This is a genomic window from Paenibacillus sp. FSL L8-0436, from assembly GCF_038593025.1.
Lineage (GTDB): Bacteria > Bacillota > Bacilli > Paenibacillales > Paenibacillaceae > Paenibacillus_AQ.
In genome coordinates this window covers 4078254-4091502 of the sequence record NZ_CP151955.1, presented here as the reverse complement: position 1 = coordinate 4091502, position 13249 = coordinate 4078254, and the positions used below count along the sequence as shown (strand labels likewise).

Here is a 13249-nt window from a genome sequence, read left to right as displayed (position 1 = left end):
CAAGTGATGAAGCTGATCCGTCATGAATGCAAGGATTTGCTAAGCAACCCTTCTATAATTATTCTCGTGATGCTGCCGATTTTTATGTCCAAAATTATCATCTCGGTCATGGACAAAAACGGGATTAACTTTATGCTGCTGTCAACGTGGATTTTGTTCGCCCAGGTTATGGTAGGGATTATGATGACCGGTCCGGGTCTCATTGAAGAACGGGAAAGTAAAACCTTTGATGCGCTGCTTATATCACCGCTTGGCAGAGGACAGATTCTCGTGGCCAAAGGTTTAACAGTTCTGCTGTTTTCTGTCTTGTCACAAACGGTAGTATTTCTGCTCAATCAGGGGTTTGCCTCAGAATTGCTGTCGGTCTTTCCGTATATGCTGGCTGGAGGGATCCTTTTTGTGGAGGCTGGAATGATCATCGGATTGAAGCTCGACTCTTCTAAGAATGGTTCTGCTGTCAGCTCTGCGGTCATGGTTGTCTTTTTCCTGCTTGCTTCCGTATATCAGGCACTGCCGGACTGGACTTATCCGTTCTTCGCCGCTTTGCCAAGCATTGAAATCGTGGAAAATTTAAATCGTATTCTAAACGGCGACGGCCCGCTACTTTTCGAGAGTCTGCTGCTCCCGCTGTGGATGACCGTTCTGGCACTATGGATCTGGAGAACCGGCAAAGAGTAGTAAAGGCAATAAGTCTGTTAGCAGGCAAATTCTTTATAGTTGTCAATCTTCTGCCAATCATGTTATAGTTCAAGACGTTAATAATAAGCTTAAGAAGAAGTCTGCGTGTACATCGCAGGAGAGGTTCGCAAACTCCCTCTATAAAAAACTAAGACATCTTGATGCATAGAAAGTCTCCGGTTGAAGGGGGCTTAAGGGAGTATAGGGAGATGCCTATACTTATTTCCTGCTATGCTGTGTAATTTCTTAGTAGGGCCATGTTTTCGAAATCTCGTTTCTTCTTTCCAGTTCCGGCAGTAAGCCGCGGGAAAAGAGAGGGGTTTTTTGTCATGTCAGAAGGCAGATTGAAAGAGGAAATGCAAGAGGTCACCCTGCTGGGCAATCAAGGGACGCAGTACAAATTCGGCTATGATCCGGAAATTCTCGAGGTGTTTGACAACAAACATCCCGGCCGCGATTATTTTGTGAAGTTTAATTGCCCCGAGTTCACCAGCCTGTGCCCCGTAACCGGACAGCCGGATTTCGGCGTGATGTACATTTCGTACGTTCCGGAGCAAAAGATGGTCGAGTCCAAATCCCTGAAGCTCTATCTGTTCAGCTTCCGCAATCACGGTGATTTTCATGAAGACTGTGTCAACATTATTATGAATGACTTGATCTCGCTCATGGAGCCGCGTTACATCGAAGTATGGGGCAAATTCACCCCGCGCGGCGGAATATCCATTGATCCTTACTGCAACTGGGGGCGTCCGGGAACCAAGTATGAGGCGATGGCCGAACACCGGCTGATTAATCATGACCTATATCCAGAAAAAGTGGATAACCGATGATCCCAGATCGTGGAGAGGAGAGAGTGTGAAATGAATAAAAAAGCGCTTGTCGTATTCAGCGGCGGACAAGACAGTACAACCTGCCTCGTGTGGGCTATTCAGCACTTCGAGGAAGTTCAAGTCGTTACTTTTAACTATAACCAGCGCCATGCCGCTGAAATTGAGGTTGCCAAAGAAATTGCCGCCAAGTTCAATGTGAAGCAGCATATTCTTGATTTGGGATTGCTGAATCAGCTGGCACCCAATGCTTTGACCCGTGATGATATAGAAATTGTATCCGGTGAAGGGGATGAATTGCCCAGCACTTTTGTAGATGGCCGGAACCTGCTGTTCCTGTCCTTTGCGGCAATTCTGGCGAAGCAGCTAGGATATGCCAATATCGTCACCGGCGTATGCCAGACCGATTTCAGCGGGTATCCAGATTGCCGTGATGTGTTTGTGAAATCACTGAATGTTACCCTCAATCTGTCCATGGATTATGAGTTTGTCATTCATACACCGCTAATGTGGCTGGATAAAAAAGAAACCTGGAAGATGGCCGACGAGCTGGGCCAGTTTGATTACATCCGTCAGCACACACTGACTTGCTACAACGGTATCATTGGCAGCGGCTGCGGCACCTGCCCGGCATGTTTGCTTCGCAAGCGTGGCCTTGAGCAATATGTGGCTGAGAGAAAGAAGGTCGGCTTATAATGCTGGGCGAAGTATCGGTTTGTAAAATATTCACTTTTGACGCTGCACATCAGCTGATTGGACATAAGGGGAAATGCAGCAATCTCCACGGCCACACCTACAAGCTTGAGGTGGTCCTGAAGGGCAAACCTTCCGTGGAGGCGGGGCATTCGGGCGAAGGCTTCGTGATTGATTTCAGCGATATTAAAAGCACGGTACAGCAGAGTCTGGTCGACCGGCTGGATCACGCTTTTCTGGCGATGGGCAACGAGCCTGTGCTGGATACATTAACAAATACGGGATCGAAGGTAGCGCTGCTCTCCTTCCGCACGACGGTGGAGAACATGGCGTGTTATATAGCCTACAAGCTGAAGCAAGCGGCGTTGCCGCTATATTCCGTTAAGCTGTGGGAGACGCCCACTTCCTGGGCGGAGGTGCTGGCTGAGGACATTCCGGAGGATGGACCCTCCTACCGTATGCATGGAGGTTGTGACTGTGAGTAAGATTCCGGTCATAGAAATGTTCGGCCCAACCATCCAGGGGGAAGGCGCAGTTATCGGAGTGAAAACCATGTTCGTCCGTACTTATGGCTGTGACTATCACTGCAGCTGGTGCGATTCCGCATTCACATGGGATGGTTCGGCCAAGAATAAGGTGCGGATGCTTACACCAGAGGAGATTATGGCCGAGCTTCTCTCACTAGCCGGAAATAATTTTGACTGTGTAACCATCTCGGGTGGCAACCCTGCACTAATTGGCGAGGCGATGGGCACGTTCATCATGGGGTTGCACGAGCGGGGCATTCAAGCGGCAATCGAAACGCAGGGCAGCCGCTGGCAGGATTGGTTCAACGATGTGGATATGCTGACAATCAGCCCCAAGCCGCCAAGCTCAGGTATGACGACGGATTGGGAGATCCTTGATGGCATTATGGGGAAGCTGCATGATAAAGGCAAAGCTGCCCATAGCCTGAAGGTTGTTGTCTTTAACGAAAGCGATTATGAATATGCCAAAGCAGTGCATAAACGATACCCTGGGGTGCCACTGTTCCTGCAGCCGGGCAATGAGGATGTCACGGAGGAAGGTGACATTTCCGTACGTCTGCTGGGTAGACTGGAATGGCTGTTTAATCAGGTGATCGTCGATCCGGAGATGAACCGGGCACGGGTGCTCCCTCAGCTTCATGCACTCATCTGGCATAATAAACGAGGGAAATAATCAAGATTCGAACCGGACTTCTGCCATGCAGAGGCCCGGTTTTTTGGTGTACAAGAAATTATCTAAAGGTATGACAATTTTATAATGTTTGCAGATGAATTTGTAAAATATCAAGGGGGATTCTTCACGTATTCTTCTGGTATAATTATTGAAAAATCAGGGAATAGCGAGGGATCATACATGACAACAGCCTTATTAATTATCGATGTCCAAGAAGCCATGTTCTCTTATGAGGTGAAGCTGCATGATGAAGGAGGCGTGATGGACCGGATTATATCGCTATTGAATAAAGCCCGCTCCGCAGGGGCTCCGGTTGTTTATATCCAGCATACCGAGGATGAGGAATATACGAAGGGTTTGCCCACCTGGCAGATCAGCAGCCGAATTACGCCGAAGGAGGAAGACTCCATCGTCGAGAAACCGACTTGGGATGCTTTTCACCGTACCCGGCTGCATGAGGAGCTGCAGCGTTTGGGTGTGACCGATCTTGTCATCTGCGGGATGCAAAGCGAATTCTGTGTCGATACAACCACTAGACGGGCCTACAGCATGGGGTATTCCAGCGTACTGGTCCAGGATGCACATAGCACTTTCGGCAACGCCGATTTTAGCGGTGAAGAGATTGTCAGGCATCATAATTCAGTGCTGGGCGGGAGATTCGCCGTGCTTCGGCCGGAGCGAGAGGTAGAATTCCAATGAATGCAGGGAAATCTGCGATGAAGCCAGTGCGCCGGTCCAGGTTGAGATTGTACGCCGGCAAGCGATATTTCACCTGGAAAAGATACTGGACATGGTTTATCCGGCGCGGGAACAAGGCAACAAAACATCGGTCTGAGGCACTGCCCTATAAGGCAGCCGGGCATTCAACCCCGCTCCTGCGCAGACTGCGAAATGTGGACATGGAGCTACAGTACAATAAGATTGCAAATCTGCGTCTGGCCGTCGCCAGGCTGGATGGTCTGGTGATCTCGCCGGGAGAGACCTTCTCGTATTGGCAAACGATCGGCAAGCCAACCCGGCGCAAAGGTTACTTGGACGGAATGGTTCTATATTACGGTGGTTTTCGTTCCGGCACAGGAGGCGGATTATGCCAGCTGTCCAATCTGATCTACTGGATGACGCTGCACACCCCGCTGACCGTGACCGAGCGGCACCGCCACAGCTATGATGTATTTCCCGACGAACAGCGGACACAACCTTTCGGCAGCGGGGCTACTTGTGCATATAATTATTTAGATCTGCAGCTTCAGAACAATACAGACCGGACTTATCAGTTGAAGCTGCACCTGGATGATACTCATCTGTACGGCGAATGGAGATGCGATGACAAGCAGCTTTATCATTATGAGGTATACGAGGCTGATCATGTTATCCGTCTGGAGCCATGGGGCGGTTATGTCCGCAGCAACAGTATCCGCCGCAGAGTATTTACGCGGAGCGGCGAGCTTGCAGGGGATGAAGCGGTAGCCGAAAATCATGCCCTGATGATGTACTCTCCGCTGCTGCATCCGCCCACTGAATTAGCGGAAGGGTGATGAACTGATGAATCTTGACGGTGATTGGTACTGGAAGTCAGATGATGAAGTGGGAATGGGACGCTCAAGCAGACTGAAACGCAATATTAGGGTATGGACTGTGTTACTTACTGTTGTATTAGCAGCTGCTGCGCTTGCAGGCTGGATGGTACTACAAGGAATATTCGATTTCTTTGAATACTTGGGCATCTAAAGGAAAGAGTCTTCGGGGGATAACGGATAAACACCGGGACTTTGGGGTTATAACATAGTATGTTGCTAGCCGATCAGCAGAGCAGAGCATGGCTACCAGGTGTTCGGAGACAAGGAAGAGGATTGTATCAAGGTTGTGCTTAAGCTTTAATGTTACTGGAGTTCATCGGTTACCGGATCAATATACGAAGGCATGGGTTTCCGCCGCAGGCCGGGAGGCCATGCCTTTGATGTTTTCAGGAAGCTGCAGCCTTTGTTGCGAATTTTCATGAAAAAAGCTGCATTTTTCCGGATTCTGCGGTAAATTTACATAAGTGACTTTTATCCGAGCCGAAAGGATGCCTGCTGTGACTTCAAAAAAACCGCCTGTTCCCATTCCGCTATTGATGCTGATTGGAATTGTGGCTATTTCTTTTTCTTCTATTTTTATAAAATGGTCATCCGCTCCGGTATCGGTTCAGGGAATGTACCGGCTGCTGTTCACCTCGCTATTGATGCTGCCCTTTGCCCGGCCTTACAGCGGTGCCGCTTTTGCCCTGCGCCGGAAAGACTGGCTGCTGCTGGTTGTGTCCGGGGCGATGCTGGCTCTGCATTTTTTACTGTGGATGGGTTCACTGAAATTCACCTCTGTAGCCAGCTCGACGATGATTATGGCACTGGAGCCGGTGTTTATTATGCTGGGAGCCTATTTGCTGTATAAAGAAAAAAGCAGCATGTTCGCCATAGCGGGGCTTGCCATCGCGATCTTTGGAGTTGTATTTATTGGCTGGGGAGATATCGGCCTGTCCTCCGACAATTTAAAAGGTGATTTGCTGTCCATTGGCGGAACAGCAGCGGTTGCCGCTCATTTGCTGATCGGACAGAAGCTGGTTGCCCGCATGCCATCGTATTTGTATAGCCTGATTGTATTTATCGCAGCGGCTATTGTTTTTGCGGTATACAATCTGCTGGCGGGCATTCCGTTCTTTGATTATCCGCCAAGGGAGTGGGGAATCTTCGTATTGCTGGCAATTGTCCCGACCGTATTTGGTCACATTTTGTTTAACTGGCTGCTGCAGTACACTTCGGCGACTACCGTTTCGATGAATATTCTGGGAGAGCCGGTTGGTGCAAGTATTCTGGCCTTCCTGCTGCTTGGCGAACAGTTGACAATCCTCCAATGGGCCGGCGGTGTATTGGTAATGGGAGGGCTTGCAGTCTATTTGTATGCAGGACGCAGGAAAGCGGCGAAGAGAAGTGAAGCTCTGCCCAGCACCTCCTAAAGCACACATTCTAACAGACAACTTATCAACATAAAGGGGTATTTCACAGTATGAATGATCAAGACTTAGAACAAGAACCGCAAGACAATCCGGGAGCTGTGCCTTCCAGTGAAGAGCTGTGGAATGAGGATACCTATGCCGCATGGACCAGCAGATTCGGCACTCCGTCAGAGGCAGCAGCAAAGCTGTCCAAAGATCCAGTGTCCCGGCTGTTCCCGTTAAACGCTTATTTCGGAGAGGTCCGCGGGAAGAAGATGATGAATCTGATGGGCTCGAACGGTATGAAGGCGGTAGCCCTAGGGCTGCTGGGAGCTGAAGTGACTGTTGCCGATTTCTCGGAAGCCAACGCCCGGTACGCGGCGGAATTGGCGCAGGAAGCCGGAGTAGGGCTGTCCTATATCGTCTCGGATGTGCTGAAGCTGCCGGACGAAGTGCTGGACAGCAGGTATGATATCGTTTTCGCTGAAATGGGGATTGTCCATTATTTCACTGACCTGACCCCGTTTATGGATACTGTCTGCCGTCTGCTGGCTCCGGGGGGAACCTTCGTGCTGCGCGACTTTCATCCGGTAACGACCAAGCTGATTTCTTCCAAAGGATCTACTGCTAAAGTACGGAAGCACAAAGTTAGCGGCGATTATTTCGATACGGCTCTGGAAGAGAAAAAGGTGTCTTACTCGAAGTATTTGCCTGCTTCAGGCGGTCAGACGGGTGAGAAGCATAGTGTTGTTTATTGGCGGCGCTGGACTTTGGGGGAGATCGTTACGGCAGCCGCTGCTAGTGGTCTAGTCATCCGAGAACTGGTGGAGGAGCCCAACCTGTCGTCTGAGGTTTACGACAAAGGAATTCCTAAGACGTTTACACTGGTAGCAGAGAAACGTTGACTTTACGATGGAATAGCTTTGGTGTCCTTTTAAGGACGATGGCCGTTTCTGCGGAGAATCGAAAGATAGTTAACGGCATGAATAAATAAAAAATGTATTTCAACATAGAACCGGTGCTCTGCTTTGAGCTGAATCAATCAGCCTGAGTGGAGCACCGGTTTATTTAATTCACATCATTAATTAATACATATAGTTAATAACATTAAATAAATACAATTAACTGTTATCATACCAACACGCTCTCAGCAGCAGCCATTTCCACAAACGCCTGCTGCAAGGGAGTTAAGGTATAATCTTTTCGCCAAGCCATTACATAAGTCGCAAGCCCGGGCGAAATCCCAGGGAGCGGAGCATAACTTAAACGGCCCAAGGCCACCTCGTCTGCAACCCCTGCTTTGGAGAATAGTCCCACATTTCCGCCTTCACTAATCATCCTTTTAAAAGCCTCCGGTGAATTCACAACAGTATTATTCCATACACGCACATTGTTCAGCTGTGCCCATTGATCGGCTGTTCCTCTCAGGCTGGAGGCGGGATCATGCTGAATCCACGGCTCCTGCGCCACCAGCTCCGGGGTCAGCACTTTAATTTGAGCAAACGAATGACCGGGTGCAAATATAAGAACAACCTCATCCCGGGCAACCACCTGGGTATGAAAGGAGTCATCTCCGCCTTCACTGTCTTGCAGCATCCCCAGTTGGATCTCCCGCCCCCTCAGCCGTTCGCGCACAAGGTGATCCGGTTGTATTGTAAGCGACACATCTATCCCTGGATGAAGATTGATAAATTGCGACATTATATTAGGAACAAAGTAAGTACCGGGCATGTACCCGGCCTCAAGCGTAAGGCTTCCCGATGTGAGGGAGGAGAACTGTTTGACGCTCCGTTCCGCTTCTGCAGCGAGGGAAACAATACGAACTGCATATTGAAAAAGCGCCCGTCCGGCATCGGTTAACAGCACACGCCCGCTGCGGTATTGAAAGAGGGAAGCTCCAAGCTCATTCTCAAGGCTTTTCATATGAAAGGAAACGGTAGGCTGTTTTAGGCCCATTTCGGCAGCGACATCCGTTACTTTTTTATATTTTTCAATCAGGACTACAATTTGCAGCTTCACAATATTCATGGATTTCCTCCGGTCTGGATGGCAATAAGTTAATAAAACATCTTCTTAATATAGATTATATCTATACTGTTATACATTTTCTATTAGAATTTTTATCTTTCGTTTTACAAACATAAGCTTTTTCTCTAACGAACGAGCTCTAGAATAGGAAGAGTCATAAGAGATACACACAGAGGAATGCTTCCAAAGTGAGTTTTGTAAGAAGCAGATTCAATGGGTCAGACACACACAAAACCTTTAGGAGGAACAAAAAACAATGCAATTCAGAAAATCGTGGATCATGGCTTTGGCATTAACCAGTGTAGTAGCACTTTCGGCATGCGGTAACGGAGGAAATAATGCGGCAACTAATAACGGGGGAACTAATGCAGCTGCGACAAATACACCTACAAAAAGCAGCGGCGCAGAATTAAGCGGATCGATTCTGGCTTCGGGCTCCACAGCGCTCCAGCCACTTGTTGAAATGGCAGCTGAAGGCTTTATGGATGCAAACGCAGGCGTTGATATTCAAGTACAAGGCGGAGGAAGCGGCACGGGCTTGACTCAGGTTGCTGAGAAGCAAGTAGATATCGGTAACTCCGATGTGTTCGCAGAAGAGAAGCTGAAGGATGCAGATGCAGAAAAAGCAAAATCACTCGTTGACCATCAAGTCGCGGTTGTAGCGATTGCAGCAGTAAGCAACCCGAAAGCTGGAGTAGACAGCCTGACTAAACAGCAGCTGGTTGACATCTTCACGGGTAAAATTAAGAACTGGAGTGAAGTTGGCGGAGCGGATCAAGCGATTCAAATCATCAACCGTCCAGCAAGCTCGGGTACACGCGCAACCTTTGAAAGCTTCGCACTTGGAACTAAAACAGAAGACCAAGAAGGATCGATTCAAGAGGACTCTTCCGGTACTGTTAAGAAAATGATCGGCGAAACTCCAGGGGCTATCGGATATCTGGCATTGTCTTACCTTGATGAAACTGTAAAAACGCTGAACTATGAAGGTGTTGAGCCTTCTGTAGACAATGTTATCTCCGGTAAATATCCGGTGTGGGCTTACGAGCACATGTACACAAATGGTGAGCCTGCTGAACATGTCAAAGCATTCCTTGACTACATCATGACAGATGAAGTGCAGAACGGCGATGTAGTAGAGCTTGGATATATCCCGGCTTCGAAAATGCAGGTTTCCCGTGATGTAGAAGGCAAAGTATCAACCAAGTAATTCCTGGCTGACAAGCTTTACAGACTTCATCCATTAGAACTTCATGTGATTAGAGGCGGAATCCTTCTGCCTCTCTTTTCACTTTAGAAAGAGGGAGCAGCTTGAGTGTAAAACCTAAGAAATCCAAAATTGAAAAGCATCATATCGAAGATTTTATCGGGCGTTCTTATATGTCCTTCTGTGTACTCCTATTGATAGTAATCATTGTATCGATGGTGTATTTTGTGGCGTCCAAAGGGATTGCTAACTTTACCAGCGGTGAAATTAAGCTTTCTGATTTCTTGTTCGGCAAAAAATGGTCCCCGGAAGGTGACACTCCCTCCTACGGAGCATTGCCTTTTATTACCGGCTCATTTCTGGTTACGCTGCTTGCGGCGCTTATCGCAAGTCCGCTCAGTATCTGCGCAGCTCTGTTCATGACCGAGATTGTGCCAGGCTGGGGTAAAAAGCTGCTGCAGCCGGTTATCGAGCTGCTGTCAGGCATCCCATCAGTCGTTTACGGCTTTGTGGGTTTAAGTGTCATTGTGCCGTTTCTGCGTAATACCTTGCCAGGTCAGGGCATCGGGGTTGCTGCAGGCGCGCTTGTCCTATCGGTAATGATTTTGCCGACGATTACAAGCGTGGCTGCAGACGCGCTGGCTTCTTTGCCGCAAAACTTAAAAGAATCCTCCTTTGCGCTCGGTGCTACACGGTGGCAGACGATCTCGCGGGTGATTCTTCCGACTACATTCCCTGCAATTATGACGGGGGTAGTGCTGGGGATGGCCCGCGCTTTCGGTGAAGCCCTTGCTGTACAGATGGTAATCGGGAATGCACCTTTCGTGCCGCGGTCGCTTTTCGAATCGGCTTCAACCTTGACCAGCGTAATTACGCTTGGCATGGGGAACACAACGATGGGTTCAACGCACAATAATGCGCTGTGGAGTATGGCGCTGGTTCTTATGCTGATGACCTTTGCTTTTGTCCTCATCGTAAGAATGCTCGAAAGGAGAAATAAAATTTGAAGCCGAGAACAGCAGACAAGGTTGCCACTACCGTTATCGTCTTTTTCGCATTACTTATTGTAGCCATTCTGGTTGGATTGCTTGGATATATTCTGATCCGTGGCTTAAACCATATCAGTTGGGATTTCCTGACTTCCGCACCGCAAAAAATCCGTGCAGGCGGAGGTGTGGGTCCACAGTTGTTCAACTCACTGTTCCTGCTGGTGCTGACGCTGATCATAACTGTGCCGCTGGGGCTTGGAGCGGGGATCTTTATGGCGGAGTATGCACGTCCAGGTAAACTTACGAACTTTATCCGCCTGATCGTAGAAGTACTCTCTTCCTTCCCTTCCATTGTCGTAGGTTTGTTCGGTCTCTTATTGATCGTAAACACCTTCAATCTGGGGTTCTCCTTAATATCCGGTGCTCTCGCACTTACCGTATTTAATTTGCCGCTGATGGTGCGTATTACGGAGCAGGCGTTCCGTACAGTGCCCAAGCAGCAGAAAGAGGCAGGGTTTGCCCTTGGATTATCCAAGTGGAAGATTGTTACCTCTGTATTGTTTCCCGTGGCGCTGCCGACGATTATCACCGGTACGATCCTCTCCGCTGGCCGTGTCTTCGGTGAAGCGGCCGCTCTGATGTTCACGGCGGGCATGAGCAGCCCGCGTCTGGATTTCACCAACTGGAATCCGCTTAGTCAAACTTCACCGCTTAATCCTTTCCGTCCGGCTGAAACCCTGGCCGTTCATATCTGGAAAGTCAACAGCGAAGGGCTGGCGCCTGATGCCGTACAAATCGCAGCCGGAGCTTCGGCTGTGCTCGTTATTACAGTATTGATCTTCAATCTGGCCGCAAGATATTTCGGCAGATATATTTACCGCAAGCTGACTGCTTCCAAAAGAATGAACTAAACCTTTGATTATAGAAACATTTTAGGAGGAGTAAGAGATGGGAATAGCGGAACCTGTGGTGCGTGAATCATTTCAAACAGAGGACCTGAGCATATTTTACGGCACCTATGAAGCAGTGAAAGGAATCAGTCTTCCTTTTGCCCAGAATACTGTTACTGCACTTATTGGCCCGTCGGGCTGTGGTAAATCGACTTTCCTTCGTTCGCTTAACCGCATGAATGACGACATCTCCGGTTCGACAACGAAAGGGAGCATCTGGATTGACGGCGTGGACATCAACGCTCACGGTACGGATGTGATCAAGCTGCGGCAAAAGATCGGCATGGTCTGGCAGAAACCGAATCCGTTCTATAAGTCGATTTATGACAATATTGCTTTTGGTCCCAAATACCACGGCATTAAAGGTAAGCAGGCACTTGACGAAATTGTGGAAAGCAGTCTGCGGCGTGCTGCATTATGGGACGAGGTTAAGGACCGCCTGAAGGATTCAGCGTTGGCGTTGTCCGGCGGACAGCAGCAGCGGTTATGCATCGCCCGTGCATTGTCAGTTAATCCGCAGATCCTGCTGCTGGATGAACCGGCATCGGCACTCGACCCTGTATCGACCGGTAAAGTGGAAGAGCTGATCAAGGAACTCAAGGAAGAGCTTCGCATCGTTATTGTTACGCATAATATGCAGCAAGCGGCGCGGATTTCGGATTTTACCGCATACTTTTACCTCGGTTCACTTGTGGAATACGACAAAACAGAGAAAGTCTTCAGCAATCCGGAGAATCAAATGACCCAGGAATATATCATGGGCCGTTTCGGCTGATCGAAGAGTTCTACAGGCACTGCCCGTTCGGGCGGTGCCTTTTCCACTTGGCTGTATACCGAACAAGCGCATTCACCTTCAAGATACAGGATAGGCTTGACGAATATGATCAGGACATTCCCCAGTTTGAAAAAGTAATTGGAATCATGTACAATCACTGAGAATGGTTATCATAACTTACTGCTGGAGGGAATCCTTATGAATCAGAACCAGTCTGCAGCTTACGGCAGCATTGCCGAAGTGATCAAGGAGCGCCGCTCCATTAAACAGTTTAAGCCTGAACCCCTGCCTGAAGGCCTGCTAGAGGAACTGCTGGATATCGCGGTATGGGCGCCAAATCACGGATTGCGGCAGCCGTGGAGATTTATTGCTTTTCAGGGAGAAGGAGCAGAATTCCTCGGGGATGCTGCTTATACATTCTTGAAGCGCGGGGCAGCTGATCCGGAATTTGCAGCCAAACGCAAAGAATATCTTTCATCGATTCCTTTAACCGTAATCGTCGTGATCCCTGAGGACCCGCGTCAAAGAGAATGGGATGAGGATTTTGCCGCTGCATCCGCACTTGTGCAGAACTTCCAGCTGGCGGCATGGGAACGGGGAGTAGGTACGATTTGGAAGACGGATCCTTATATTTATGCTCCGGAATTCCGCAGCAAGATTGGCGTGAAGCCGGGAGAGAAGGTGATTGCGATGATCCATGCCGGTTATCCGGAGATCATTCCCGCCAGCCGTCCACGCAAGGAGGCTGCTCAGCTGCTTACAGTTGTAGACAGCTATCCGGAGAGTGGAGTTGTGGAATAAACACCTTAGCTGCTGTTAGGAACAATAACTGGACTAACTCTTATGGAAGCATCCTGCGGGATGCTTTTTTTCTATGGGATTGAAACAAAGATGAAATATATAATGTACATAATGACGGTTATAGATTACAATG

The 13249-nt window shown here is 48.9% G+C and carries 16 protein-coding genes and 1 riboswitch; of the genes, 15 read left to right on the top strand and 1 reads right to left on the bottom strand.

The annotated features are described in order from the left end of the window. Positions 1–3: 3 nt before the first annotated feature. The 10 genes from NSS79_RS18545 (at position 4) to NSS79_RS18500 (ending at position 7271) form a co-directional block, all read left to right on the top strand. Entirely contained in the window at positions 4–678 is a 675-nt protein-coding gene (locus NSS79_RS18545) for an ABC transporter permease (protein ID WP_342440396.1), read from the top strand. 114 nt (positions 679–792) lie between these two features. After that, positions 793–836: riboswitch (PreQ1 riboswitch) on the top strand. A gap of 171 nt (positions 837–1007) precedes the next feature. Further along, a complete protein-coding gene (queF, locus tag NSS79_RS18540) occupies positions 1008–1508 on the top strand; it encodes a preQ(1) synthase (RefSeq protein ID WP_038592676.1) in 501 nt (166 codons plus the stop codon). Between the two features lie 30 nt (positions 1509–1538). Continuing rightward, positions 1539–2201: a 7-cyano-7-deazaguanine synthase QueC gene (gene queC, locus NSS79_RS18535; RefSeq protein ID WP_038592673.1), complete on the top strand. Its 663-nt coding sequence runs from the start codon at positions 1539–1541 to the stop codon at positions 2199–2201. Further along, positions 2201–2683 carry a 6-carboxytetrahydropterin synthase gene (locus NSS79_RS18530; protein ID WP_342435635.1) on the top strand — a complete coding sequence of 161 codons (483 nt, stop codon included), beginning with the start codon at positions 2201–2203 and terminating at the stop codon, positions 2681–2683. Before queC ends, NSS79_RS18530 begins: the two co-directional genes overlap by 1 nt. Then, positions 2676–3398, top strand: a complete 723-nt coding sequence (gene queE, locus NSS79_RS18525; protein ID WP_342435634.1) for a 7-carboxy-7-deazaguanine synthase QueE — start codon at positions 2676–2678, stop codon at positions 3396–3398. The genes NSS79_RS18530 and queE overlap by 8 nt, the downstream gene beginning before the upstream one ends. A gap of 180 nt (positions 3399–3578) precedes the next feature. Continuing rightward, positions 3579–4097 (top strand): cysteine hydrolase family protein, encoded by a 519-nt coding sequence (locus tag NSS79_RS18520; RefSeq protein WP_342435633.1) that lies wholly within the window; start codon positions 3579–3581, stop codon positions 4095–4097. Continuing rightward, the gene (locus NSS79_RS18515) at positions 4094–4933 is read left to right on the top strand and encodes a VanW family protein (protein WP_342435632.1); all 840 of its coding nucleotides are present in this window, start codon (positions 4094–4096) and stop codon (positions 4931–4933) included. The genes NSS79_RS18520 and NSS79_RS18515 overlap by 4 nt, the downstream gene beginning before the upstream one ends. Before the next feature lie 7 nt (positions 4934–4940). After that, positions 4941–5126 carry a hypothetical protein gene (locus NSS79_RS18510; protein WP_342435631.1) on the top strand — a complete coding sequence of 62 codons (186 nt, stop codon included), beginning with the start codon at positions 4941–4943 and terminating at the stop codon, positions 5124–5126. 337 nt (positions 5127–5463) lie between these two features. Next, positions 5464–6387, top strand: a complete 924-nt coding sequence (locus NSS79_RS18505; RefSeq protein WP_342435630.1) for a DMT family transporter — start codon at positions 5464–5466, stop codon at positions 6385–6387. Positions 6388–6437: 50 nt separating this feature from the next. Beyond that, positions 6438–7271, top strand: coding sequence for a class I SAM-dependent methyltransferase (locus tag NSS79_RS18500; protein ID WP_342435629.1), 834 nt, complete (start codon positions 6438–6440; stop codon positions 7269–7271). A gap of 226 nt (positions 7272–7497) precedes the next feature. Here NSS79_RS18500 and NSS79_RS18495 read toward each other — a convergent pair whose 3' ends face one another. Next, positions 7498–8394: a LysR family transcriptional regulator gene (locus NSS79_RS18495; protein WP_342435628.1), complete on the bottom strand. Its 897-nt coding sequence runs from the start codon at positions 8392–8394 to the stop codon at positions 7498–7500. Between the two features lie 256 nt (positions 8395–8650). Between NSS79_RS18495 and NSS79_RS18490 the strand changes: the two genes are divergently transcribed. The 5 genes from NSS79_RS18490 to NSS79_RS18470 all read left to right on the top strand — a co-directional run bounded on the left by NSS79_RS18490 (position 8651) and on the right by NSS79_RS18470 (position 13116). Next, positions 8651–9604 carry a phosphate ABC transporter substrate-binding protein PstS family protein gene (locus NSS79_RS18490; RefSeq protein ID WP_342435627.1) on the top strand — a complete coding sequence of 318 codons (954 nt, stop codon included), beginning with the start codon at positions 8651–8653 and terminating at the stop codon, positions 9602–9604. Between the two features lie 101 nt (positions 9605–9705). After that, a complete protein-coding gene (gene pstC, locus NSS79_RS18485) occupies positions 9706–10608 on the top strand; it encodes a phosphate ABC transporter permease subunit PstC (protein WP_342435626.1) in 903 nt (300 codons plus the stop codon). Then, complete coding sequence (gene pstA, locus NSS79_RS18480; protein ID WP_341093602.1) at positions 10605–11501, top strand: phosphate ABC transporter permease PstA; 897 nt, start codon at positions 10605–10607, stop codon at positions 11499–11501. Before pstC ends, pstA begins: the two co-directional genes overlap by 4 nt. A 37-nt stretch (positions 11502–11538) precedes the next feature. After that, on the top strand, positions 11539–12315 hold the full coding sequence (gene pstB / locus NSS79_RS18475) for a phosphate ABC transporter ATP-binding protein PstB (protein ID WP_342435625.1): 777 nt from the start codon (positions 11539–11541) through the stop codon (positions 12313–12315). 198 nt (positions 12316–12513) lie between these two features. Then, on the top strand, positions 12514–13116 hold the full coding sequence (locus NSS79_RS18470) for a nitroreductase (protein ID WP_342435624.1): 603 nt from the start codon (positions 12514–12516) through the stop codon (positions 13114–13116). Positions 13117–13249: the final 133 nt, after the last annotated feature.

Excerpts from the sequence above, each read along its gene's own strand:
- queF (WP_038592676.1), top strand. The coding sequence starts at position 1,008 with ATGTCAGAAGGCAGATTGAAAGAGGAAATGCAAGAGGTCACCCTGCTG.
- queC (WP_038592673.1), top strand. The coding sequence starts at position 1,539 with ATGAATAAAAAAGCGCTTGTCGTATTCAGCGGCGGACAAGACAGTACA.
- NSS79_RS18530 (WP_342435635.1), top strand. The coding sequence starts at position 2,201 with ATGCTGGGCGAAGTATCGGTTTGTAAAATATTCACTTTTGACGCTGCA.
- NSS79_RS18520 (WP_342435633.1), top strand. The coding sequence starts at position 3,579 with ATGACAACAGCCTTATTAATTATCGATGTCCAAGAAGCCATGTTCTCT.
- NSS79_RS18515 (WP_342435632.1), top strand. The coding sequence starts at position 4,094 with ATGAATGCAGGGAAATCTGCGATGAAGCCAGTGCGCCGGTCCAGGTTG.
- NSS79_RS18510 (WP_342435631.1), top strand. The coding sequence starts at position 4,941 with ATGAATCTTGACGGTGATTGGTACTGGAAGTCAGATGATGAAGTGGGA.
- NSS79_RS18505 (WP_342435630.1), top strand. The coding sequence starts at position 5,464 with ATGCCTGCTGTGACTTCAAAAAAACCGCCTGTTCCCATTCCGCTATTG.
- NSS79_RS18500 (WP_342435629.1), top strand. The coding sequence starts at position 6,438 with ATGAATGATCAAGACTTAGAACAAGAACCGCAAGACAATCCGGGAGCT.
- NSS79_RS18495 (WP_342435628.1), bottom strand. The coding sequence starts at position 8,394 with ATGAATATTGTGAAGCTGCAAATTGTAGTCCTGATTGAAAAATATAAA.
- NSS79_RS18490 (WP_342435627.1), top strand. The coding sequence starts at position 8,651 with ATGCAATTCAGAAAATCGTGGATCATGGCTTTGGCATTAACCAGTGTA.
- pstB (WP_342435625.1), top strand. The coding sequence starts at position 11,539 with ATGGGAATAGCGGAACCTGTGGTGCGTGAATCATTTCAAACAGAGGAC.
- NSS79_RS18470 (WP_342435624.1), top strand. The coding sequence starts at position 12,514 with ATGAATCAGAACCAGTCTGCAGCTTACGGCAGCATTGCCGAAGTGATC.